This is a genomic window from Rhodococcus sp. TAF43, assembly GCF_052113525.1.
Lineage (GTDB): Bacteria > Actinomycetota > Actinomycetes > Mycobacteriales > Mycobacteriaceae > Prescottella.
Genome location: NZ_JBFRDL010000003.1, coordinates 66,799 through 90,050 on the forward strand (window position 1 = coordinate 66,799; position 23,252 = coordinate 90,050).

Consider the following 23,252-nt stretch of genomic DNA (forward strand, 5'->3'; position numbering starts at 1 on the left):
CGCATCGATTCAACGTGCGATCCGGGTCATGGTCGACGGATACCCGCCCCCTCCGGGGTAGATCCACCCGCCGTCGAGGACCGAATCGTCGGCGGAGAACGTCCCACGGAAGTACGCGGGCGAACCCTTCGCCCCGCCCCAGATCGTCAGCGTGTCACCGACAAGATCGTAGACATAGTCGAGCGTGTTGCCCTGGTTGTCGTAGAAGCGGGACACCACGTCCGTACTCCGCTCCTCGCCGAAGGGGCGCAGGTTGCCGATGAATTCGGTGCCGGTGACTGCTTCGCCGAACTGCTCGAGATCGACGTTCTGCACGAGGAAGTAGCCGCCCTCCATCCATGAATACGTGACGGTTCCTTCGGCGCCGCCGGTGACGCGCCACGTGCCCACGAGCCTGTCGAGGGCGTTCAGTTCGGCAGACGGCTGGGGCACCTGCCGGGTCATATCCTGCTCGGTCATCGTCGTGTCCTTTCGGGTTCGGTCGATACGGAAATCGGGTCGCGGGTGACCGGTCATGCGCGACCGCGGTGGTGGCCGGCGGATCGCGCCAGGTGGAGGGCAATCGCAGAGACCCACGTCCAACCCACGACCGCGGCGGCAGCGAGGGCGACGGTGAATCCGGTGCGGCCGATGAGGACGTCCGGTGCGAGCAGTGCGAGGGCGACGCCGGCGCTGTACACGGCCCAGCCGCGGTGGCCCTGGCGAAAGAACCTGCGCGCGAACACGACACACGCGGCGATGAGCACGAGGAACGCGAGGACCGGTGCGACGCTGTGCAGGATCCCGTGCATGGTGGGCGCGGCCTCGACAGACGAATTCGTCGGGAATCCGTCGGACGGATCCGGGACGAACACTCCCGCCCACACCAGGGTCAGGGCGAAGAATCCGATCAGTCGTGGTCCCCACGTCCGGCCGACACCCCCGACCATGACTCGTCGCATTCCGAGGGCACCGGCGAAGAACAAGACACCCGCCACGACGAAGTTGGCGATCTGGATCCACCCGAACGTGCCCAGGCTCAGCAGGCTCAGTGGGTGTCGGGCCGAATCGAAGCCGTCGCGGGTGAGCAGTTGGGCGGCTGTCACGGTGAGGTACAGCGGCCCCGCCACCACGCCGCACATGAGCAGGCGCCGGCTCTGTCCGGCTGTCGGATGTGCGGCAGGTGCCGCGTGATCGATCGCGATCATCGTTCTTTCCTCTCCTCGTATCTCGTCATTCGCTGCTACCTCGGAGCACGACGCCGCCTTTCGACATCACTCGACAACTTTTCTTCGCGGAGACTCGTAGGGTGGGCGCATGGGAGCTCCGGGGGTTGTAGGTGTGGTGGCGGCGGCAGGCGTCGTAGTCGTCGTCTGGCTCGTCTTCGCCGGGTTGACGTCGACGGGCGCGCACCGACGCGGACAACGACCGATTCCGGCGGCGGGGTCCGGGTTGTTCTTCCCGGTGACGTGGGTGGTCTGGTACATCCGTGACGAGCGACCTTTCGGCGCCGTGACCGGGCCGTCCGCTCGGCGTGGGGACACCCCGCTCGCGGCGCAACCGAACAAACCGGACCGGGACTCCCGAACAGACCGATTATGACGTTTCAGGAACAAGTCTTGACATCTCGGTGATCCTGGAAAATGCTGGGCGACAGCCAAATGCACGTTTTCGTAAAGCATTGGTTGCGAGGCAGTTTGGGTCGCGCGGGGAGGGCCTGCACGTCCCGAGCGGAACGATGTGGACGCCTGCCGCACGACGGGCGTCGCCGGCTCACGTTCGCCCCCGTTGAACAGGGCGTGTGCTGCTCCCTGTCCGGAGGCCGAGGTTCCACAGATGCGGGACCGCCACTCGACCAGGTTCGTCTGAGGTCACGATGATCTTTACCTCGAAGCGCCGCTCGCCGAGCGGGCTCGCCCAGCCGACGCTCCTTGCCCCGCCGTTCTGCGAGGACGACATCACGCCGACAGACTCTGCGGCGGGAGCGGGCGACGAGGCGGGGGAGCTCAGCGCGGCGTCGGTGACGGCCCGCTGGCTCGTTCTGACCACTGACATCAACCGGCGTTTCGCACGGGCGCTGCTGCCCGAACCGTTGATCGTCCCGGAGCGGCCTCGGATCGCGGTGTGGATCGTCGATCCGCTGTCCACCGACTCGAACGACGTCGAGGACCCGTTCGGTCGCCTGTTCGCCGGGCTGTCGTGCAGCTGTCTCCACCCCGGGAGCCGGGAGGAGAGCGCCTACACGTCCGACATCCTCGCCGGCACGCCGATCGAGGATCAGGCGGGCCAGGACATCTTCCGGCTGCCGAGCATTCCGCAGGCCCAACTCGAGCTCGTCAACGGTGTCGGCGGGATGGGTTTCGCGATCGCTCCGGCTGACGGCGGCGGCCGAGGAATCGTCGGCACCGTCGATCTCGCCGACTGCGGATCGCAGAGGACGCAGTTGACGCCCGATTGGCTCGCCCACCAGAGCTGGAACGAACAGTTGATTCTGCGGAACGCCGCGGCCTCCGGCGCCGACACGGCGGATACCGGCGAACTCGTCCACACCCGGTGGAAGGTGACCCGCCTGTCGCCGATCGTGTCGGGGTCGGCCGTCATCGAATGTGCCGAGTTCGGACCCCACGCCTACGAGATGACGCCGTCGGCGAGGCCGCTCGACGCCCGCTACGGCTTCGCAAGAGTTGCGATCGTCGGCAGCGAACCGGGTCGCTAGGGCCTCGAGGGCTCCCCACCGGCCCCACCGACCCCACGGACCCCCTCGGAAAAGTATCTGTAACCCTCGTTTTCGATCGTTCCGACGTACGGAACATCTTCGCAACCCTGTGATTGCCCTCACAGGACCCTTCGCAACCCGGCCGGGGACGTCCGTCTGTGTCGGTGCCCACGTGTCCGATTTCACGTTCCGCTTGCCGCCGGGAATCGCCGGCGAACCCCGAGGTAGATGCCTACTTGCGGGTAACTTTCGGTACCTACTCGGCGGTAACCCAAGCAACTGCTTGGCTCTGCAAAAATTAGCAAGCTTTGCAGATTGAAATGAAAAGCTAGCGAAGATTGGCATTAGCAACAGGTAGACGGCGGTTTTCGTCTGTGTCATTGTCGGTTTGTACATCCGAACGGCCTGGCAACGATGTGAAGCAGTACATCCGTACCGGGCAAAGCAGCAGAGAAGAAGTGGAGCTTTCGATGTCGACGACCGGTACTCCGAAGACCGCCGAGCAGATCCAGCAGGACTGGGACACCAACCCGCGCTGGAAGGGCGTCACCCGCAACTACACCGCGGAGCAGGTCGTCAAGCTCCAGGGCACCGTGGTCGAAGAGGCCACCCTCGCCCGCCGCGGCTCCGAGATCCTCTGGGATCTCGTGAACAACGAGGACTACATCAACTCGCTGGGCGCCCTCACCGGCAACCAGGCGGTCCAGCAGGTCCGTGCGGGCCTCAAGGCCATCTACCTCTCCGGGTGGCAGGTCGCCGGCGACGCGAACCTCTCCGGCCACACCTACCCGGACCAGAGCCTGTACCCGGCCAACTCCGTGCCGCAGGTCGTCCGCCGCATCAACAACGCGCTGCTGCGCGCCGACGAGATCGCCAAGGTCGAGGGTGACACCTCGGTCGACAACTGGCTCGCTCCGATCGTCGCGGACGGCGAGGCCGGCTTCGGTGGCGCGCTCAACGTCTACGAGCTGCAGAAGGCCATGATCGCGGCCGGTGTCGCCGGTTCGCACTGGGAGGACCAGCTCGCGTCGGAGAAGAAGTGCGGCCACCTCGGTGGCAAGGTGCTCATCCCCACCCAGCAGCACATCCGCACCCTGACCTCGGCTCGTCTCGCGGCCGACGTCGCCGACGTCCCGACGGTCGTCATCGCCCGCACCGACGCCGAGGCCGCCACGCTGCTGACCTCCGACGTCGACGAGCGTGACCGCGAGTTCCTCGACGGCACCCGCACGGCCGAGGGCTTCTACGGCGTCAAGAACGGCATCGAGCCCTGCATCGCTCGCGCCAAGGCCTACGCCCCGTACTCCGACCTCATCTGGATGGAGACCGGTGTGCCGGACCTCGAGGTCGCGAAGAAGTTCGCCGAGGCCGTCCGCAGCGAGTTCCCGGACCAGCTGCTCGCCTACAACTGCTCGCCGTCTTTCAACTGGAAGGCGCACCTGGACGACTCGACCATCGCGAAGTTCCAGAAGGAGCTCGGCGCGATGGGCTTCAAGTTCCAGTTCATCACGCTGGCCGGCTTCCACTCGCTCAACTACGGCATGTTCGACCTGGCTCACGGCTACGCCCGCGAGGGCATGACCGCCTTCGTCGACCTGCAGGAGCGCGAGTTCAAGGCTGCCGAGGAGCGCGGCTTCACCGCCATCAAGCACCAGCGTGAGGTCGGCGCCGGCTACTTCGACAGCATCGCCACCACGGTCGACCCGAACACCTCCACGGCTGCCCTGAAGGGCTCCACCGAAGAGGGCCAGTTCCACTAGGCCCTCGCCCCGAGGGAGGGATCGGCGGGGTGTCCTCCACGCTGATCCCTCCCGAGGGACCCGACCTCCACTATCCGAAAAGGAGCTGACGTGACCAGCGAAAAGATTCAGCGCGTCGGCGTGATCGGCGCCGGCATCATGGGTTCCGGAATCGCCGAGGTGTGCGCCCGTGCACACGTCGACGTGCTGGTGTTCGAGCAGACCCGCGAACTCGCGGCGGCAGGACGCTCGCGCATCCTGCGCTCGCTCGATCGCGGAGTGAGCAGTGGCAAGATCACCGAGCGGGAGCGGGAGCAGGCCGCCTGGCGGCTGCGCTTCACCTCCGATCTCGGCGACTTCGCCGACCGGCAGCTCGTAGTGGAGGCCGTCGTCGAGGACGAGAAGATCAAGAGTGAGATCTTCACCGAACTCGACTCGATCGTGACGGACCCGGACGCGGTGCTCGCGTCGAACACGTCGTCCATCCCGATCATGAAGCTGGGTATCGCCACCAAGGCGCCGGAGCGTGTGATCGGCATGCACTTCTTCAACCCGGTGCCCGTCCTTCCGCTCGTCGAGCTGGTCACCACGCTCAAGACCAGCCCCGCGGTGTCGGAGCGAGCGGAGGCGTTCGCGAGTGAGCTGCTCGGCAAGCAGGTCGTGCGTTCGGCGGACCGTTCCGGTTTCGTCGTCAACGCCCTGCTGGTGCCGTACCTGCTCTCCGCGATCCGCATGGTGGAGTCCGGATTCGCCACCAAGGAAGACGTCGACAAGGCGATGGTGCTCGGATGTGCGCACCCGATGGGTCCGCTCGCGCTGACCGATCTGGTGGGACTTGACACCGTCAAGTCGATCGCCGACTCGATGTACGAGGAGTTCAAGGAGCCGCTGTACTCGGCCCCGCCACTGCTGCTGCGGATGGTCGAGGCAGGGCTCGTCGGCAAGAAGTCGGGTGCCGGCTTCTATGAATACGCCGACAACGGCCGTGTCACCAAAAAGGCAAGCTAGACAGCACTTTACGGCAACACCAGCCCGCTCCTCGGCGCCCGTGCGCCTTCTCCGCACTCTCGGCAGCGGAAAAGGCGTACGGGCGCAAGGTGCTTGAAGGGAAAGGTCGATCCGCATGTCCGCCGCAAACACCGCCGGGTACGGATCCAGCGTCCTCGGATACCCCCGCATCGGGCCCCGTCGCGAGCTCAAGCGGGCCCTCGAGGCCTACTGGCACGGGACCGGCACCAAGGCCGAACTCGTCTCCGTCGCACAGGAACTGCAGGAGCAGACGTGGAGCGAGCTGGCCGCCACGGGGCTGACGCAGGTTCCCGGCAACACGTTCTCGTACTACGACCACGTGCTCGACAACGCGCTGCTGTTCGGTGCGGTCCCGGAGCGTTTCGCCCCGCTGCAGGGTGAGCTCGACCCACTCGACTTCTACTTCACGATGGCTCGCGGCCGGCCCGACTTCCCGCCGCTCGAGCTGGTGCGCTTCTTCGGCACCAACTACCACTACCGTCAGCCCGAGCTGGACGAGCGCACCACCTTCGAACTGCATTCGGAGACGCTGTTCGACGAGTTCGAGCGGGCCAAGGCGCTCGGTATCGAGCTGCGACCGGTGGTTCTCGGGCCGATCTCGCTGCTGCTGCTGTCGAAGATCGCACCCGGATCCACCCAGGAGGGGTTCACGACCCTCGATCTGCTCGATCAGCTCCTGCCGCAGTACGAGAAGCTGTTCGCGCAGCTCGCCAAGGCCGGTGCCACGTGCATCCAGCTCGACGAGCCGTGCTTCACCGAGGACCGGTCCCCCGAGGAGTTGGCAGCGCTCGGCCGCACGTACGAGACGCTCGCACACGCCCCGCTGCGTCCGCGCATCCTCGTCACCGGACCGTACGGACACCTCGGCGACGCGCTGCCGATCCTGGCTGCCACCCCCGTCGAGGCGCTCGGCCTGGACCTGATCAACGGCCGCATCACCGCCGAGGAACTCGCGAAGATCCCCGGCATCAGGCGCAAGCGGATCTACGCCGGCATCGTCGACGGCCGCAACGTGTGGCGCGTCGACCGGTTCAACACCCTGACCTACCTCAACCAGATCAAGGACGTCGTCCCGGATCTGGTCGTGTCGACGTCGTGCTCGCTGCTGCACGTCCCGTACGACGTGCTCATGGAGTACGACATGCCCGGTGACGTCGCCGACCGCCTCGCCTTCGCGAAGCAGAAGGTCGGCGAGGTGGTCTCGCTCGCGAAGGCGCTCACCGAGGGTCCGTCGGACCGTTGGCGCAAGAAGCCGACGTCGGTGCACTTCAAGCAGAAGCACGACGTCCGGGCGCGGGTCAATGCGATCACGTCCGCGCACCGCGTCCGCGCACCATACGAGGAGCGTCGCGTCGCGCAGCAGGCCCGGCTGAACCTGCCGTCGGTGCCGGCGACCACACTGGGCTCGTTCCCGCAGACCGATGCGATCCGTCAGGCCCGCTACGACCTGGGCCAGGGGCGTCTCGGCTGGGACGAGTACTACAAGCGCATCCAGGACGAGATCGCCCGCACCATCGCGTTGCAGGAGGACATCGGCCTGGACGTGTTCGTGCACGGCGAGCACGAGCGCAACGACATGATCCAGTACTTCGCGGAGTTGCTCGACGGCTACGCGTTCACCCACAACGGCTGGGTGCAGGCGTACGGTTCGCGGTGCACGCGCCCGCCGGTGCTGTACGGCGACGTCCGGCGGCCCGAGCCGATGACGGTGGAGTGGATCTCGTACGCGCAGTCGCTCACCGACAAGCCGGTCAAGGGCATGCTCACCGGTCCGGTCACGATGCTGGCGCGCTCGTTCGTGCGCCAGGACCAGCCGCTGCACGAGACCGCGGACCAGTTGGCGCTCGCGATCCGGGACGAGATCGCCGACCTCGAGGCCGCGGGCATCGCGATCATCCAGGTCGACGAGCCGGCCATCCGGGAACTGTTGCCGCTGCGGGAAACCGGGCGCAAGGAGTACCTGGACTGGGCGGTCGACGCGTTCCGTCTCGCGACGGGCGGTGCCAAGCCGGAAACGCAGATCCACACGCACCTGACGTACTCGGGCCAGCGGTCGGTGGTCGACGCGATCGAGCGACTCGACGCCGACGTCACCGCGATCGTCGCGACGCGTTCGATCGGCTGGGTACTCGACGCGATCAAGGAGAAGGCGCTCACGCACGGCGTCGGACCCGGTGTGTACGAGAGCCGTTCGGCGCGGATCCCCGACATCGACGAACTCGACGCCCTGCTCACCGAGGCCGCCGAATCGGTGGACCTCGACCGGCTGTGGGCGAACCCCGACGGCGGGCTCAAGACCCGCCACTACTGGCAGCTCGAGCCGTCGCTGCGCAACCTGGTTGCGGCGGCCCGGCGCTTGCGGCGGCGTGCCGCGCAGGGGTAGGCGCGCCGATCGAGCAGTGCACCGGGACCGGACCGTCTGCGGGTCCGGTCCCGGTGCGCTGTCTTCTCGGCGGTGACGCTGCGGCTAGGACCCGGCGCTGCCGGATGACCCGGAACTGCCGAGTGACCCGGTGCTGCCCGACGATCCCGTGCTGATCGGTCCGTCCGGCACCTCGGCCCCCGGCGACCCGGGCCGGTGGACTTTCACGGTCACCGGTCCACTGCCGTCGGCGGCGACGGTGACGATGCGGGCACCGGCCGCGGACGTCACGTGTCCGCCGTCCACCTGCACCTCGTAGCCGTCGGGGTAGTGCAGGTCGGAGACGTAGATCTCGGTGGGCCGCGTCGCCGCCCGCGGCGTGTACCGGTAGGCGAAGTCGCCGTTGTCGGCGTCGAAGATCATCCGACCGGGATCGCCCGCCGTGGCCTGCGGGTAGGTCCGGACGAGCTGCCGGCCGACGTCGCCGAGGAACGGGTCGGTGACGTTGTTCGACCCGAAATGCCAGTACTGCCAGCCGATGAAGCGCTCGTCGGCGCGCGCGAGGGTGTTCCTCAGGACCGTCGGATCGCCGTCACCGAATTCGGTCACCACGGTGGGGATGTTCGCGCGCTCGGTCATCTCGTCGATGTGGGACCACGTGAGGTCCTGCTGCGAAACGCACAGTTCCCGCAGCGCTTGTGGCAGGCCGAGATAGATCGCGAGCTGGCTGGGGATGCAGTAGTCGTGCGGCGCGAAGACCGTGTCGGGGCCGGCGACAGCTGGTGTCACAGGCGGGTTGAACAGATTCGACGGCATCATCTGGTTCCACGTGACGTTCGGCTCCCAGTACACGGGGATCGTCGGATTCTCGGCGCGGACGGCATCCGTCAGCTTCTGCATCGCGCCGTGGTACTTGCGGTCGAAGTCGGGGCACCCGTTGGGGAAGCAGGTCAGGAACGGCGAGCCGGGCCAGGGTTCGTTCATGAGCTCGATGCCCATCACGCCCGGTTTGCCCTCCACCCGCGCGGCCAGTGCGCCGAGCGCGGTGCCGAGATAGTCGAGCGCGCCGTGCGTGTTGTTCCAGACCTCGTCCCAGCCGGCATTCATGCTCGGCATCACGTAGTACAGCGGGAAGCCGGGATTCGGTTCCCATGCCTCCGGCCGCGACTCGATCGCCCACGCGGGGAATCCGTTGCCGCCCCACGGCTTCGAGAGCCCGTCCTGATGATTGTCGAGCAGAACGTGGATGCCGCGCGCGGTGAGTGCGTCGACCACTCCGGTGATCCGGTCGAGGTAGGCGTCGTCGATCTGCCCCCGGGCGGGCATGAGCGCGTCGAATGAGGTCCCGAGCCTTACCGTGTTGAAGCCGTGCTCGACGAGCATGTCCACGTCTCGGGACGTGAGGGTCTCACCCGGCGGCAGGTACGGGGCATCCTTGTCGACGTTGTTGACACCGTGCAGCAGCACCGTCCGGCCGTAGCCGTCGACGAGTTGCGTCCCCTCGGCGTGCAATGCGGTCGCGGGCGTGGACGGTGGTTGCGCGGCGGCCGTGCCGCCCGTGGTGAGGAAGAGCGCGGACGCCGCGATGACCGCTGCGAACGCTGAGCCAGGTTTACACATTCGATCCCTCGGTTCACGTTGGGTGAGAAACTCTCGGGCAAGATGTGGACAACTGTTCAGTTGTGGCGATGCTAGAGCGGCGGAAGTCGCGTGCGGGGCGTTTCGGTGGAATTGGTCCCGGGGTATCGGCGCAGGTCAGTGGATTTCCGGCGGCGCCCGATGTGTGTCACTCCCCGATGACGGGTAGGCATGTACGCATGCTTACCGTCTCCGCCTACGCCGCGAACTCTGCCGACGCGCCCCTCGAGAAGACCACCATCGAACGTCGTGACGTCGGTCCGCGCGACGTCCTCATCGAGATCAAGTACGCGGGTATCTGTCACTCGGACATCCACACCGCGCGCAACGAGTGGGGTGCGACCAGCTATCCCGTCGTGCCGGGCCACGAGATCGCCGGCATCGTCACCGAGGTCGGATCCGAGGTGACCCGGCACGCCGTCGGTGACCGCGTCGGCGTCGGCTGCTTCGTCGACTCGTGCCGCGCCTGCGCCAGCTGTAAGGCCGGTGAGGAGCAGTACTGCGAGAACGGCGTCGTCGACACCTACAACACCGTCGGTCGTGACGGAAAGCGCACGGCCGGTGGATATTCCACGCACGTCGTCGTGAACGAAGAGTTCGTTCTGTCGATCCCCGACGGCCTCGCGCTCGATGTCGCGGCACCGCTGCTGTGCGCCGGCATCACGCTGTACTCGCCGCTCGCCCACTGGGGTGCCGGCCCGGGTAAGAAGGTCGCGATCGTCGGCCTGGGCGGTCTCGGCCACATCGGCGTCAAGATCGCGCACGCGATGGGCGCCGAGGTGACCGTGCTCAGTCAGTCGCTGAGCAAGAAGGACGACGGCGTGCGCTTCGGCGCCGACCACTACTACGCGACCGCGGAGAAGGAGACCTTCAAGACGCTGCGCGGCCGGTTCGACCTGATCCTCAACACCGTGTCGGTGAACCTCGACATGGACCGGTACCTGTCGATGCTCGCGGTCGACGGCACCCTCGTCGAGCTGGGGCTGCCCGAGAATCCGATCAGCGTCCGCGGATTCTCGCTGCTCAAGAACCGGCGCAGCCTCGCGGGCTCGCTCGTCGGCGGCATCCCGCAGACTCAGGAGATGCTCGACTTCTGCGCCGCGCACGGCATCGGTGCGGAGATCGAGGTGATCCCGGCCGAGAAGATCAACGAGGCCTACGACCGCGTCGTCGCCAGCGATGTGCGATACCGGTTCGTGATCGACGCGGCCACTTTCTGATATTTGCCGTACCTGTTGCCCCTCCTCGATGCGGCGTAGTTTCGTGTCACAGACCTCGAAGCCCGACATCGAGGAGGGAGCATCAGATGACTCTGAACGACTTCGCAGGGTGGGCCGGATACGCACTGGCCCTGGTCGGCATCGCCACGCTCGGACTGTTCCTCGTTGCCGCAGGCGGCGGATTCGCGGGATGGGCCCTGATCGCCGGGCTGGTCAGCTTCCTGTGCCTGGCCGGATCGGCATTGATCTTCGGCGGGGTCACCCACCACGACCACAAGGTGCACCACAGCACGCCGCACATGCTGTAGACGGTCGTCAGGAGCGCGCCAGGCGCTCCTTCTCGACGTCGATGTCGAACTCTGCCTCGGGCCAGTCCAGGTCGAGCCGGGACAGTGCGTCGATCAACAGTTCCGTCACCGCAATTCTGCTGTACCACTTGCGATCACACGGCACGACGTACCACGGTGCGTACTCGGTGGACGTCTTGTCCAGCAGCGCCTGATACGCCTGCTGGTACTGCGGCCACAGCGCACGCTCGGTGACGTCGCCCGGGTTGTACTTCCAGTACTTGTCGCGACGCTCCAGGCGCTCGGCGAGTCGCGCCTTCTGCTCGTCGAGCGAGACGAACATCGCGACCTTCACCAACGTCGTGCCGCTGTAGACCAGTTCGCGCTCGAACTGGTTGATCTCGTCGTAGCGTCCGCGCCACACCTCCGGTGGCACGAGGTCGTGGACACGAACCACCAGGACGTCCTCGTAGTGGGACCGGTCGAACACCCCCAACTGGCCGCCGCGGGGGAGGGCCTTGTTGATCCGCCACAGGTAGTGGTGGCGCTTCTCCTCCGGCGTCGGCACCCCGAACGCGGCATGGTCGACGCCCTGCGGATCGACATGGCCGATGACGTGCCGGACCATGCCGCCCTTGCCCGCGGTGTCCATGCCCTGCAGGATCAGCAGCACCGAACGCTTGTCTCCCAAGCGGCCGTTGGCGTACAGCTTCTCCTGCAGCGCCGACAGCGCCGCGCCGCGTTCCTCGAGCATCCGCTCGCCGTCGGCCTTGTTGCCGGTGAAGCCCGGGGTGGTCTTGGCGTCGATCTTCGCGACCTTCGTGTGCGGTCCGGCGCGAAGCGCCTCGGCCGCCGGTGTGGTCCACAGTGCGCTCTGCGAGTCCGCTCCCATGAACCGAACTGTGCCACAACCGGTGCCGCCGGGGACGGATTCAGCGGGCGCGCCGCCACCGCTCCTCGGCCGCACCGAGTTCGGTGGCCGTCGGATCGTCGTACACCCACTCCCGGCCGATGCGGTGCCAGTTGGCGCTCGCGTCGAGTTGGCCCAGAACCCCGAACGTGAGGAAATCGGCGCGCCTCGAGAACAGATGCTCGGGAGGCAGGCTCTGGCTCTTCATGCCCGAGAACTCCGACGCGCGCGGGTCGATCGCCAGCAGGAAGCCCGTGCTCGCCATTTCCGGGGTGATCGCGATGTCGGCGTCCACCAGGTTCCATTCCGCAGCGGCGTAGACGTAGTCGAGGCACTCGTCCGGCGTCACCTCCGCCGCAGGAGAGATGACACCGCGCTGCACCATCAGCGCGTGCAGGTCGTCCTTGCGGCCCTCGGTCGCCGCGCGCAGGCAGCTCTTCTCGAACTCGACGTGCTCGGCGTCCATGCTGTTGAACAGTCCGAAGTCCACGAACCCCACACGGCCGTCGTCCCCGAGCAGCACGTTTCCGGGATGCGGGTCTCCGCAGAACTCGTGATAGCGGTACAGCGAACCGATGTAGAAGCGAAAGATGATCTCGCCGATCCGGTTTCGCTCCCGCTGGGGGAGTTCGCGGATGCCGGCGAAACCGGTGCCGCCGAAGAACTCGCTCACCAGCACGCGGTGGGTGCTCAGCTCCGGAACGCTGTCCGGGACCGCGATGAAGGGGTGGTTCGCGTACAACTGCGCGATCTTGCGCTGGGTGAGTGCCTCGCGCTCGTAGTCCAGCTCGCCCTCGAAATTGAGGCGCAACTCGTTCAGCAGCGCGGGCGTCGACAACGTCGGAACCGTCGACTTCCAGATCTTGAGGAACATCGTGAGGTTCTTCATGTCGGCGCGGATCGCGGCGTCGATGCCCGGGTACTGCACCTTGACCGCGACGTCGCGGCCGTCGTGCAGCCGGGCCCGGTAGACCTGACCGATCGACGCGGCGGCCACCGCCTCGGGGTCGAACTCCGCGAAGACGTCGCCGAGGGGGCGTCCGTAGTCGGCCTCGATCACATCGCGCATCGTCTCGAACGACGTCGTCGGCGCCTGATCCCGCAGTGCCGCGAGCTTGCGCTGGAACTCCTCCCGGTGCTCCTCGGGAACGAGGTCGAGATCGAGGATCGACAGCATCTGTCCCAGCTTCATCGCCACGCCCTTCATGCTCCCGAGGACCGTGACGAGCTGGTCGGCGGCGGCGATCGCGGACTTCTCCGCCAGGCGCGCGCGGACCTCCTCGGACCGGCCGACCATCGACACCCGGGTGCCGGCGCTACGGATGGCGCGACCGGCGGCGACCTGGCCTAACTTCGATCCCCGCACGAGGCGGGACGTGGGAACCTTGTCGGCCAACGAAGACCTCCGGATGCGAGAAGCGACGGCGGAAGGGGTGCCTCGGCGGGTGCTGTGCCTGCGTGCAACAGGTCACACTAGAGCAGCCCCTCGGTGTCCTCCATGGCGGGGAAAGGGGGCCGGGTCAGCCCGTCGACCATGTGGCTGCCCCACAGGTCCAGGTCGCTGACCGCGGCCACGCCGGTGCCCTCCGCGGTGGCGATCGTCAATTCCGTCCCGGCGGGCACGGCGACGTCGCCACCGAGCGCGGCCGTCAGTTCGCGGACGCGCCCGCGCCACACGAACCGACCGCTGATGGGCTCGAAGTTGCCCGAGAGTTCGACGTCGACGATGACGGGACGATGCCCGCCGACGGTGACCTGGGCGGGGCCCCGGTAGCCGGCCGGTTCGTCGTCGTGGTGCTCGTCGCGCGGGTCGGTGAAGTCGGTCACACCGCCAGAATACTTGTTACCGGCGGTAACACAAGATCTGATCAGTCGGTCTGGTCCGGCTTCTCGCGTAGCGGATGCGGCACCGACTTGAACCGCGCCGGCGACCCGTTGGACGCCGCGATGCCCGCGATGCCGCCCCACGTCATCATCACCAGGTAGTCGATGAGGTCGTCCGTCGACATCGACTTGTTCGAGATCCACCAGTGCGTCGCCAGCTGGACCGCACCCACCACGCCGTACGCCCACGGCACGGATCCGCCGGAGTCCATGTCCATGCTCCGCAGCCGCTCGCCGAGCACCGTCGCGAGCAGCTCCGCGATCATCCGCTCGGAGTCGGCGACCACGTCGCGATTGGGCCCCGAGCTATTGGCCATCACGTACAGATAGACGTCCGGGTCCGCCGCGACCGTCTCGACGTAGGCCGAGATCGCGACACGAGTGAGGTCGTACTCGTCGAGATCCTCGCCGATCGCCTCGTACATGCGCGGCGCGAGAATCGTCTCGACGTATCGCATCATGGTCGCGCTGGTGAGGTCGTTCTTGTCGGTGAAATAGCGGTACAGCACCGTCTTGGAGACACCGATCTCCGACGCGATGTCGTCCATGCCGATGTCGCGGCCCCGGGAGCGGATGGCCGCGATCGTGCCGTCCACGAGTTCCTCGCGGCGCGCGATCTTGTGTTCGCGCCAACGACGCTTGCGCCCGTCGGGCTTCTCGCTCTTGCCGGTCGTCTCGGATTCGGTTGTCTGTAGATCTGCGGTTTGCTTCGGCACTGGGTTTCGCCACATCCGTTCGGGGTTGATCCAGAAGGTCAGCTTAATGTGCCGATAGGTAGGAGTGACGTCTATCTCCGCGGTGTGATCACGGATTTCGGCACAATGACGAGTGTGCAGCCCGTGCAGCCCGTGCAGTCGCCCCCGGCCCCGCTTCCGTCCGAGAAGCGGCCGCGGGCGGTGCCGTCATCCGCGTCCACGTTCGCCGGCGTCTTCGACGACGACGCCAAACGTCGCGACCTCCGGAAGATGAAGGCGATCGCGACCGGATTCCTGGTGTTCGCGACCGTCGTCTACCTCTTCTGTCGATGGCAGGAGTCCCGCGGTGCGGGCGCGTGGGTCGGGTACGTCAGAGCGGCGTCCGAGGCCGGTATGGTCGGCGCGCTCGCCGACTGGTTCGCGGTGACCGCGCTGTTCCGGCATCCGCTGGGGCTGAAGATCCCGCACACCGCGATCATCAAACGGAAGAAGGATCAGCTGGGGGAGAGCCTCAGCAACTTCGTCGGCGACAACTTCCTGGCCCCCGAGGTGGTGTCGGCGAAGGTCGAGAACGCGCAGATCCCGCTGCGGGTCGGCACGTGGATGGCCGAACCCGCGCACGCACAGCGCGTCGCGGCCGAAACCGCGACCCTGCTGCGCGGTGTCGTCGAGGTCCTCAAGGACGACGACGTCACCGCGATCATCGACAACACCATCGTCCGACGGATCGCCGAGCCCGACTGGGGGCCGCCGATCGGCAAGGTCCTCGCCGAGCTGCTGCGCGAGAACCGGCAGATGCCGCTGCTGGACCTGCTGGCCGAGCGCGCGCACCAGTGGGCGTTGAACAGCCAGGAGACGATCGACCGCATCATCAGCCGGGATTCGCCGTCGTGGTCGCCCAAGTTCGTCGACGCGATGCTCGGCGAGAAGATCTACCGCGAGCTCGTCGAGTTCACGTGGAAGGTCCGGTCCAACCCCGAACACGAGGTGCGGCTGGCGGCCAACCGCTTCCTGATCGACTTCGCGGACGACCTCCAGAACGACCCGGCCACGATCGCGAAGGCCGAGTCGATCAAGGCCGAGATCATGGGCCGCGAGGAGATCACCGGACTCGCCGCCGCGACATGGCGGGTCGCCAAGCGGCTCATCATGGAATCCGTCGACGACCCCGACAGCACGCTGCGCCGCAAGGTCGCCGAGAACKTCGCGAGCCTGGGTGAGCGCCTCCGGGACGACGCCACGCTGCGCGCCAAGGTCGACGGCTGGTTGCTCTCCGGCACCCGGTACGTCGCCGAGAACTACACCGACGAGATCACCGCGATCATCACCGAGACCGTGCAGCGGTGGGATGCCGAGGAGGCGAGCCGCAAGATCGAGCTGCAGGTCGGTCGGGATCTGCAGTTCATCCGCATCAACGGCACCGTGGTCGGTGCCCTCGCGGGCCTGGCGATCTACACGATCTCGCAGCTCATGTTCGGCTGATCGGGGCCGCTCTCCGGCACACCTCGAGGCAAGTGCTAGCAAAGTGCTTGCAATTGTTAGCACCCTGTTCTACCGTGGGGTTTGCGCACAGAACAGGGAGTACTGATGGCCGACGAGCCCGACGACATGAGTGGTGCCGCGCGAGTCGTGAGCAACGCTGCTCAGGACATCGGCAGCTTCATCCGTTCACAGCGGGAAGCGGCGCAGGTGTCCTTACGTCAGCTCGCACAACTCGCCGGCGTCAGCAATCCCTATCTGAGTCAGATCGAACGCGGACTGCGAAAGCCGTCCGCCGACGTCCTCGCTCAGATCGCGAAGGGTTTGCGGGTGTCATCCGAGGTCCTGTACATGCAGGCCGGATTCCTCGAACAACGCCCACACAGCCCGGTCCGGGACGCGCTACTAGCCGACGGTGCCATCACCGAGCGGCAGAAGCAGGTGCTCCTCGAGATCTACGAGTCGTTCTGTCGCGAGAACGACCCGAAACAGTCCGAATCCGCCGATCAGGCTCCGGGGGGTGTGGCCGACTCGGACGACGAAGAGCACGAGATCGCAGATCCACTCGACAGGAGATCCGAGAATGACTGATCCGAAGATCATCGAAAACGTGAAGACCCCGTTCTACGCCGCCGTCGGTACCGGTGACCTCGTGGTCCAGGCCGTCGCCGACGTCGTGTCCCAGGTGCGCTCGCGCGCCGAGAACACCAACACCGACATGTCCGAGCGCATCGAGGAGGCCCGCGAGCGCTGGGCCAACCTGCCGGGCGAGGTGTCCGAGGGTGTCGAGCAGCTGCGCGAGCGGCTCGCCGCGCTGCCGTCCGAGCTGCCCGAGGAGCTTGCCGAGCTGCGCGAGCGCTTCACCGCCGACGAGCTGCGCAAGGTCGCCGAGGCGTACCTGAAGGTGGCGTCCGACCTGTACGTCTCTCTGGCCGAGCGCGGCGAGGAGACTGTCGACCGCATCCGCAAGCAGCCGGCCGTCGAGGAGCAGCTGGGGCGCGCCGAGGCCGTCTTCGGCGACGCCGTCGAACTGACCGAGGAAGCACTCGGCACCGTGGCTCGTCAGACCCGCGAACTCGGAGAGCAGGCCGCCAAGCTCGCCGGTCGCGCGGCCGGCCGCATCAGCGACGCCGCCGACGAGGCTGCCGTGGTGCTGTCGGAGACCAGCGACAGCGTCGCGGAACGCCTGTCCGAGACCGGCGACTCGGTCGCCAGCCGCGTCGTGGGCGCCGGTGAGCGTGCGGAGGCCACGTCGGAGGCTGCCGCCGGGCGGGTCGAGGCCGCAGCACCGAAGGCCACCCCGGCTCCCGCGAAGAAGGCCACGCCCGCACCCGCGGCGAAGAAGGCTGCGCCGGCCAAGGCTGCGGCTCCCAAGCCTGCCCCTGCCAAGACCACCCCGGCTGCCGCCGCGAAGAAGGCCCCGGCCGCCAAGAAGGCTCCGACGAAGAAGACCACGGACTGATATTTCTCCGGGGGTCGTCGCGCCCTCCGGACTCTCGCAACGAACCCGGGGCGCCTCTGTCGAGGCGCCCCGGGTTCGTCGTCAACGCAGGCCGAGGAGCGGGCGGGTGAGACGTTCGACCAGCGTCGGGTTCTTCTTCCGGGACCGGGCTTCCTTCAGCGCGCGCCGATAGCGCCAGAAATCGACCTGCATCGTGTGGCGCTCGGACCGGACGTATCGGTGCGCGAGCGCGGCCTGATCGGTAGCGATCCAGTCCCGCATCTCGGCGTCGGACGGGAGCTGCGAGGCTCCCGTGATCAGATCGCCCACCCAGTCCGACTGGAGCTCTACCAGCGAAATGTTCGATCCCACCGTCTGGATGAAGCCGATGAAGAACAGGCCGGGCCGATCCGGCGTCAGCACCCGTTGATACAGCGGCATCGAGTTTCCGGCGGGGTCGTACACGTCCGGGGCGAGGAACGGCAACGACACCCGGTAACCGGTCGCGTACACGACGACGTCGACGTGCTCGCGACTGCCGTCGACGAAACGAACGCTGTCGCCGTCGAGACGGTCGACGTCGGGCTTGATCGTGATGTCGCCGTGCCCGACCCGGTCGTACAGCTCCGAGGACACCGTGGGGTGCGCGCTCAGTAGCCGGTGGTCCGGCTTCGGGAGCCCGCGGTCCTGCGGCCGGCCGGTGCTGAGCCGGATGAGCATCTCGTAGAGCTTGCGTTCCACGGGAAAGGGGATGTACGCGAAGAGCGGGGACGTGAACTGGTCGATGGGCCGACCGAAGGCGTACTTCGGGATCACATGAACCCCGTGCCGCGTCGACAGGTACACGTTGCGGGCCACCCGCGACGCCTCGCACGAGATGTCCATCCCTGAGTTGCCGACGCCGACGACGAGGACGTCCCTGCCCTCGAACATCGACGGTTCCACGTACTCGTGCGCGTGCAGGGACCGGCCCGAGAACGAGCCGGCGAACTGCGGTTGCTTGGGCACACCGTGGTGTCCGGTCGCCACCGACACGGAGCGGTAGGTGCGGGTCCGACCGCCGTCGGTCGTGACCGCCCACCCCTGACGGCCAGGGAGTCCGTCACCGGGCAGCGGTTCGATCCGCGTCACCGGCGATCGGAACGTGATGCGCTCCACGAGTCCGTTGTCCTCGGCGAACTTCTGGAAGTACTGCGCCATCAGGGTGTGGTGCGGGAAGTCGGGCCAGTGCTCGGGCATCGGGTACGACGGGTACTGGGTCAGCGGCCGCGAACTGTTGAGGTGCAGGGTCTCGTACGCCGCTGAGCCGTCGTTGTCGTTGTCGATGCGCCACAGGCCGCCGACCATCGACCCCTTCTCGAACCAGTCGAATGTGATGCCTCGGTCGGCCATCGCCTTGCCTGCGGCCAGGCCCGCGGGACCCGCCCCGACGACGCAGGCGTCCGCGTCGAAGGTCTGTGCGGAGTTGTCGGTGGCCGCGCTGCGTGGAGTGGGTGCCATGACGCCTGCCGATCCTGTTGGTCGCGCCGGTACCCATCAGTGTGTCATGTGCCACAGCATCCGGCGGGCGCCTTCGTCATCGGCCGGCCGCCTCCCGCGATTTCGTACCTCACGGTGCGGGGGACGGCGCGGCGACGGCTCCGTAGAATGGAATCGTGACTATCGCTGGCGGTCTCATCGGTCTGATCCTGTTCGCGCTGAAGCTGGTTGCCTTGGCCGGGGCTGCCTTCGCGATTTTTCATGCGGCGCGGCAGCGCAAGGACGCGTTCACTGCGGTGGACAAGTTGAGCAAGCCGATCTGGCTCGGCATCCTGGTGGCCGCCCTGCTCGTGGTGTTCCTGTTCGGCCCGGTCAACATGCTCGGACTCATCGGAGTGGTCGCCATCTGCGTGTACCTTGTCGACGTCCGCCCGCGGGTCGACGACATCCAGCGTGGACCTCGCTGGTAGCCGTCCGCTCCCGCTCCAACCATCTGTTGACGATAAGTTACAGATAAACCTTGACAATGCTCATTGTGACAGTGTTATCGTCGATTCGTGCCCGGATGCGGGCGTGTCCCGCCTCTTTTCCCAGCGTATGACCTGCGTGAACGCGACGAGTGCGAACGCCGGCCCGAGCAGGAGTTGACGATGTCGATCACTCATCACCGGGAGTCCGCCGAAGCCCGGCAGTCTCGTCACATGCGGGTGGGGGATCGGCAGGACACCGCGGCGCGACTGCTCGCGTCGGCCGCGCGCAAGTCGTACGACCCGCTCGTCGAGGTCGACTGGCAAGCGCCCGTCCCCGAGGATCTCTACGGCATGACCCCCGAGTGGTGCAGCCTGTACGGCACCGAATTGTGGGAGCGGATGACCGAGGAGCAGCGGATCACCCTCACCCGGCACGAGGCGGCGAGCGTCGCCGGCACCGGGATCTGGTTCGAGATGATCCTCATGCAGATGCTGCTGCGTGACATCTACTCGCACGATCCGTCCACCCCGCACGTGCAGTTCGCGCTCAACGAGATCGCCGACGAGTGCCGCCACTCCACGATGTTCGCGCGCTCGGCGCAGCGTTTCGGTATCCCGTCGTACCGGCCGAAGCGGTGGATCCTCAACTCCGCCCGGCTGTTCAAGTCGACGGCCTCGGGATCACTCGCCTACGGCGGCACGCTGTTCGCCGAGGAGATCCTCGACATGATGCAGCGCGACTTCATGAAGGACGAGCGGGTGCAGCCGATCACGCGGACCGTGAGCAAGATTCATGTGCTCGAGGAGGCCCGGCACATCAAGTTCGCGCGCGAGGAGACCGTCCGACGAGTCAGGACGTTGTCGCGTCCCAAGCGCGCCTATCAGCGTCTGGTGCTGGGTGTCACCGCGTACTTCATCGTCACGTGCCTCGTGAACGAGCAGGTCTACGCGGCGGCCGGACTCGATGTCGACGAAGCCAAGCTGGCGGCGAGGAGCAACGCGCACTACCACGAGATGATCCGCGAGGGTTCCCGCAAGACCGTCGAGTTCCTCGACGAGTGCGGGCTGATCGGCGGACCGTCGAAGGCGCTGCTGCGCCGGGCGCACGTCATCTAGTGCCCACGCTCACCGCGATAGAATTTCCCACACCGTCGACCGCGCCGGAACCGCTGACGCCGTCGCGGTCCCAGTGGGGAAGGCGGAACATGAAGGAATACCGCATCGACGACCTCGCTCGCGAGGCCGGTGTCAGCGTGCGGAATGTGCGGGTCTACCAGGATCGTGGTCTGCTGCCGCCGCCGCGCAAGGAGGGGCGCGCCGGTTGGTACAACGAGTCGCACCTGGCGCGGCTCAATCTCATCAGCCGGATGCTCGACCGTGGATACACGTTCGCCACCATCAGTGAACTGCTCACCGCCGCCCAGTACGGACTGCAGGTCCGCGACGTTCTCGAGACCGACGACCCGGGCGGACGGTGGAAGAAGTACCGTCGAGCCGCGAAACTGACGATGTCGGAACTGCGCCGGATGTTCGGCGAGCAGACCACCGAGGCCAACATCGCGCTCGGCACCCAGTTGGGTGTCCTCGCGAAGGCCGGCAAGGACTACTCCGTCGCCAACCCGCGGCTCATGGAGGCCGCCCAGGTCCTCGTCGACGCCGGGGTCCCACTCGCCGACATTCTCGAGCAGACCGAGGCGGTCCGCCGCGATCTCGGTGATGTCGCGGCCCGGTTCGTCGAACTGGTCTCCGACCGGTACCTCGCCCCCGAGGGCGGCACGCTCGACCTCGACCCGGCAACGGTCTCGGAGGTTGCGGCCCTGGTGAACCAGGTGCGCCCGCTCGCGCACGACGCGGTGCACGCGCTGTTCGCCGAGGCGATGGAGGAACAGATCTCGAAAGCGCTCGCGAAAGCCGCGAGTCAGCTCGAACAGGTTGCGCCCGAGTCGGACTCGACGCGCGCCGGCTAGAGGAACAGGGGAGTGGAAGTGGCTGCACGGAAGTCGCACAAGGCGCTGTGGACGTCGATCGGTGCCGTGGGAGCGGTAGCACTCGCGGGTGGTGCCGTGGTTGCGGCGCGGGCGCGGAACGCGTCGGCGACAGCAGATCCCGGAGACGAGGCAGCGCTGTTCGCCACTCCGGGGATCGAACCGGAGATCGTCCCGGTCACCAGCGCCGACGGCACCGAGCTTCACGTGCGGGCCTACGGATCGCCCGACGCCGATCCGATCGTGCTCAGCCACGGCTGGACGTGTTCGTCCGACTTCTGGAATCCGCAGATCAACGCGCTCGCCGAGAAGTACCGCGTCATCGCCTACGACCAGCGCGGTCACGGCCGCAGTGACATCGGTCGGATTCCGCTGAGCCCCGACGTCCTCGCCGACGACCTGGCCGCCGTCCTCGCCGCCACGGTGCGCGACGGACGCAAGGCCGAGATCGTCGGGCACAGCATGGGCGGCATGAGCATCGTCGCATGGGCCGGCAAGTACCCCGAGCAGGTGGATCGGTACGCCAGTTCCGTGCTGCTGGCCAGCACCGGCACCGACAGCCTGGTCGCCGAGACCACGGTCATCCCACTGCCGCAACGCTTTCCGCGGATGCCGGTGCCCGTGGGCCGGGCGGTCCTCGGATCGGCCATGCCGATGCCGGCGTCCCCGATGACCACGCGCGCGATCAAGTACGTCGCGATGGCGCCCGGCGCGACACCCGCCGAGGTGGCGTTCTGCGAACGCATCGTCACCGGGTGTCATCCCCGCACCCGCGGTGGATGGGGCGCGGCGCTGAGCACCCTCGACATCAAGGACGGCCTGAAGAACCTGACGGTGCCGACCACGGTCATGGTCGGCACCGCGGACCGGCTCACACCGCCGTCACACGCCCGCCGCCTGGCGCAGGCCCTCGACGACGCCGAGCACCTCGACCGGCTGATAGTGCTCGAGGGCATCGGTCACATGACGTCGGTCGAGGCCGTCGCCGACTTCAACGCCGAGGTCGAGCGCCTGCGCAACTCGAACTGACTGCGGCGTCAACCGGCGTCCGTCAGCTGAAGACGACGGTCTTGCGGCCGTGCACCTGGACGCGGTCCTCCAGGTGCCACCGCAGGCCGCGGGCGAGGACCAGCTTCTCGATGTCGCGGCCCTGACGCACCATGTCCGCCACCTCGTCGGTGTGATCGACGCGGATGACGTCCTGCTCGATGATCGGGCCGGCGTCGAGCTCTGCCGTCACGTAGTGGCACGTGGCGCCGATCAGCTTGACGCCGCGCGTGAACGCCTGGTGGTACGGGCGGGCGCCGACGAACGACGGCAGGAAGCTGTGATGGATGTTGATCGCGCGGCCGGCCCAGTGCTCGCACAGTTCCGCGGGTAGCACCTGCATGAATCGGGCCAACACCACCGCGTGCGGGTCGTGCTCGTCGACCAGCTTGCGCACCTGCTCGAACGCGGGACCGCGCTCGGCCGGATCCTTCGGGAACGACACGTAGTGGAAGTCGACGCCGTGGCGCTTGGTGACCCGCTCGAGGTCCGGGTGGTTGCCGATCACAGCAGCGATCTCGCACTGCAGCTCACCGGCGGCGACGCGGCCGAGGATGTCGTGCAGGCAGTGGCCCTCCTTGCTGACCAGCAGCACGACGCGCTTGCGCTCGCCGGTGTCGGTGAGCGTCCACTCGGTCTCGGGACCCAGCTCGGCGGCCACCACCGCGAACTTCTCGCGCATCTCCTCGAGGCTCAGGCTGATCGACGACGCACGCACCGCCTGCCGGGTGAAGAACCAACCGGTATCGGCGTCCGCGTGGTACGCGGCCTCGACGATCCAGCCGCCGATCTCGGCGAGGAACGCGGAGATGCGGGCCACGATGCCGGTGCGGTCGGGGCAACCCAGAGACAAGACGTAACGACGGTCGTCGGTCGAGGCAGCTGAACTCAT

At 67.1% G+C, this 23,252-nt stretch carries 23 protein-coding genes; 14 read left to right on the plus strand and 9 right to left on the minus strand.

What is annotated here, in order from left to right:
• Positions 1 to 9: 9 nt before the first annotated feature.
• Positions 10 to 459 (minus strand): hypothetical protein, encoded by a 450-nt coding sequence (locus tag AB4Z09_RS02815; protein WP_254622632.1) that lies wholly within the window; start codon positions 457 to 459, stop codon positions 10 to 12.
• 53 nt (positions 460 to 512) lie between these two features.
• Entirely contained in the window at positions 513 to 1,187 is a 675-nt protein-coding gene (locus AB4Z09_RS02820) for a DUF998 domain-containing protein (RefSeq protein WP_442239140.1), read from the minus strand.
• A 109-nt stretch (positions 1,188 to 1,296) separates the two neighbouring features.
• Here AB4Z09_RS02820 and AB4Z09_RS02825 point away from each other — a divergent pair, with 109 nt between their 5' ends.
• The 5 genes from AB4Z09_RS02825 (at position 1,297) to metE (ending at position 7,846) form a co-directional block, all read left to right on the plus strand.
• Positions 1,297 to 1,581, plus strand: coding sequence for a hypothetical protein (locus AB4Z09_RS02825; RefSeq protein WP_147283448.1), 285 nt, complete (start codon positions 1,297 to 1,299; stop codon positions 1,579 to 1,581).
• Positions 1,582 to 1,855: 274 nt separating this feature from the next.
• Positions 1,856 to 2,695, plus strand: coding sequence for a hypothetical protein (locus AB4Z09_RS02830; RefSeq protein WP_174912700.1), 840 nt, complete (start codon positions 1,856 to 1,858; stop codon positions 2,693 to 2,695).
• A gap of 470 nt (positions 2,696 to 3,165) precedes the next feature.
• Positions 3,166 to 4,455 (plus strand): isocitrate lyase, encoded by a 1,290-nt coding sequence (gene aceA, locus AB4Z09_RS02835; RefSeq protein WP_114718956.1) that lies wholly within the window; start codon positions 3,166 to 3,168, stop codon positions 4,453 to 4,455.
• A 90-nt stretch (positions 4,456 to 4,545) separates the two neighbouring features.
• Positions 4,546 to 5,442, plus strand: coding sequence for a 3-hydroxybutyryl-CoA dehydrogenase (locus AB4Z09_RS02840; protein ID WP_114718647.1), 897 nt, complete (start codon positions 4,546 to 4,548; stop codon positions 5,440 to 5,442).
• Between the two features lie 115 nt (positions 5,443 to 5,557).
• Entirely contained in the window at positions 5,558 to 7,846 is a 2,289-nt protein-coding gene (metE, locus tag AB4Z09_RS02845) for a 5-methyltetrahydropteroyltriglutamate--homocysteine S-methyltransferase (protein ID WP_114718648.1), read from the plus strand.
• Between the two features lie 84 nt (positions 7,847 to 7,930).
• Here metE and AB4Z09_RS02850 read toward each other — a convergent pair whose 3' ends face one another.
• Complete coding sequence (locus tag AB4Z09_RS02850; protein WP_442239141.1) at positions 7,931 to 9,445, minus strand: endoglycoceramidase I; 1,515 nt, start codon at positions 9,443 to 9,445, stop codon at positions 7,931 to 7,933.
• A gap of 197 nt (positions 9,446 to 9,642) precedes the next feature.
• Between AB4Z09_RS02850 and AB4Z09_RS02855 the strand changes: the two genes are divergently transcribed.
• Both AB4Z09_RS02855 and AB4Z09_RS02860 read left to right on the plus strand, forming a co-directional pair.
• Positions 9,643 to 10,683 (plus strand): NAD(P)-dependent alcohol dehydrogenase, encoded by a 1,041-nt coding sequence (locus AB4Z09_RS02855; protein ID WP_442239142.1) that lies wholly within the window; start codon positions 9,643 to 9,645, stop codon positions 10,681 to 10,683.
• An 86-nt stretch (positions 10,684 to 10,769) separates the two neighbouring features.
• Positions 10,770 to 10,991 carry a hypothetical protein gene (locus AB4Z09_RS02860; protein ID WP_114718651.1) on the plus strand — a complete coding sequence of 74 codons (222 nt, stop codon included), beginning with the start codon at positions 10,770 to 10,772 and terminating at the stop codon, positions 10,989 to 10,991.
• Positions 10,992 to 10,998: 7 nt separating this feature from the next.
• Here the strand turns inward: AB4Z09_RS02860 and AB4Z09_RS02865 are convergent, their stop codons facing one another.
• From AB4Z09_RS02865 to AB4Z09_RS02880, 4 genes are all read right to left on the minus strand, one after another.
• A complete protein-coding gene (locus AB4Z09_RS02865) occupies positions 10,999 to 11,862 on the minus strand; it encodes a polyphosphate kinase 2 family protein (protein WP_174914949.1) in 864 nt (287 codons plus the stop codon).
• A 40-nt stretch (positions 11,863 to 11,902) separates the two neighbouring features.
• A complete protein-coding gene (locus AB4Z09_RS02870) occupies positions 11,903 to 13,276 on the minus strand; it encodes an ABC1 kinase family protein (protein WP_442239143.1) in 1,374 nt (457 codons plus the stop codon).
• A gap of 77 nt (positions 13,277 to 13,353) precedes the next feature.
• Complete coding sequence (locus tag AB4Z09_RS02875) at positions 13,354 to 13,707, minus strand: DUF4873 domain-containing protein (RefSeq protein WP_442239144.1); 354 nt, start codon at positions 13,705 to 13,707, stop codon at positions 13,354 to 13,356.
• A 41-nt stretch (positions 13,708 to 13,748) separates the two neighbouring features.
• Positions 13,749 to 14,495 (minus strand): TetR/AcrR family transcriptional regulator, encoded by a 747-nt coding sequence (locus tag AB4Z09_RS02880; RefSeq protein ID WP_114718659.1) that lies wholly within the window; start codon positions 14,493 to 14,495, stop codon positions 13,749 to 13,751.
• A gap of 234 nt (positions 14,496 to 14,729) precedes the next feature.
• Here AB4Z09_RS02880 and AB4Z09_RS02885 point away from each other — a divergent pair, with 234 nt between their 5' ends.
• The 3 genes from AB4Z09_RS02885 (at position 14,730) to AB4Z09_RS02895 (ending at position 17,400) form a co-directional block, all read left to right on the plus strand.
• The gene (locus AB4Z09_RS02885; RefSeq protein ID WP_442239211.1) at positions 14,730 to 15,941 is read left to right on the plus strand and encodes a DUF445 domain-containing protein; all 1,212 of its coding nucleotides are present in this window, start codon (positions 14,730 to 14,732) and stop codon (positions 15,939 to 15,941) included.
• A 105-nt stretch (positions 15,942 to 16,046) separates the two neighbouring features.
• Complete coding sequence (locus tag AB4Z09_RS02890; protein WP_254622631.1) at positions 16,047 to 16,529, plus strand: helix-turn-helix domain-containing protein; 483 nt, start codon at positions 16,047 to 16,049, stop codon at positions 16,527 to 16,529.
• Positions 16,522 to 17,400 (plus strand): heparin-binding hemagglutinin, encoded by an 879-nt coding sequence (locus AB4Z09_RS02895; RefSeq protein WP_114718660.1) that lies wholly within the window; start codon positions 16,522 to 16,524, stop codon positions 17,398 to 17,400. Before AB4Z09_RS02890 ends, AB4Z09_RS02895 begins: the two co-directional genes overlap by 8 nt.
• Positions 17,401 to 17,481: 81 nt before the next feature.
• On the opposite strand, the gene AB4Z09_RS02900 is transcribed toward AB4Z09_RS02895, so the two are convergent.
• Positions 17,482 to 18,879: a flavin-containing monooxygenase gene (locus AB4Z09_RS02900; RefSeq protein ID WP_442239145.1), complete on the minus strand. Its 1,398-nt coding sequence runs from the start codon at positions 18,877 to 18,879 to the stop codon at positions 17,482 to 17,484.
• Positions 18,880 to 19,034: 155 nt separating this feature from the next.
• Here AB4Z09_RS02900 and AB4Z09_RS02905 point away from each other — a divergent pair, with 155 nt between their 5' ends.
• From AB4Z09_RS02905 to AB4Z09_RS02920, 4 genes are all read left to right on the plus strand, one after another.
• Positions 19,035 to 19,328 carry a DUF2516 family protein gene (locus AB4Z09_RS02905; protein ID WP_114718662.1) on the plus strand — a complete coding sequence of 98 codons (294 nt, stop codon included), beginning with the start codon at positions 19,035 to 19,037 and terminating at the stop codon, positions 19,326 to 19,328.
• 180 nt (positions 19,329 to 19,508) lie between these two features.
• Positions 19,509 to 20,444: an AurF N-oxygenase family protein gene (locus tag AB4Z09_RS02910; RefSeq protein ID WP_442239146.1), complete on the plus strand. Its 936-nt coding sequence runs from the start codon at positions 19,509 to 19,511 to the stop codon at positions 20,442 to 20,444.
• Between the two features lie 89 nt (positions 20,445 to 20,533).
• Positions 20,534 to 21,295 (plus strand): MerR family transcriptional regulator, encoded by a 762-nt coding sequence (locus AB4Z09_RS02915; protein ID WP_114718960.1) that lies wholly within the window; start codon positions 20,534 to 20,536, stop codon positions 21,293 to 21,295.
• Positions 21,296 to 21,307: 12 nt separating this feature from the next.
• Positions 21,308 to 22,342, plus strand: coding sequence for an alpha/beta fold hydrolase (locus AB4Z09_RS02920; protein WP_174912672.1), 1,035 nt, complete (start codon positions 21,308 to 21,310; stop codon positions 22,340 to 22,342).
• A 22-nt stretch (positions 22,343 to 22,364) separates the two neighbouring features.
• Here the strand turns inward: AB4Z09_RS02920 and purU are convergent, their stop codons facing one another.
• A complete protein-coding gene (gene purU / locus AB4Z09_RS02925) occupies positions 22,365 to 23,252 on the minus strand; it encodes a formyltetrahydrofolate deformylase (RefSeq protein WP_174912669.1) in 888 nt (295 codons plus the stop codon).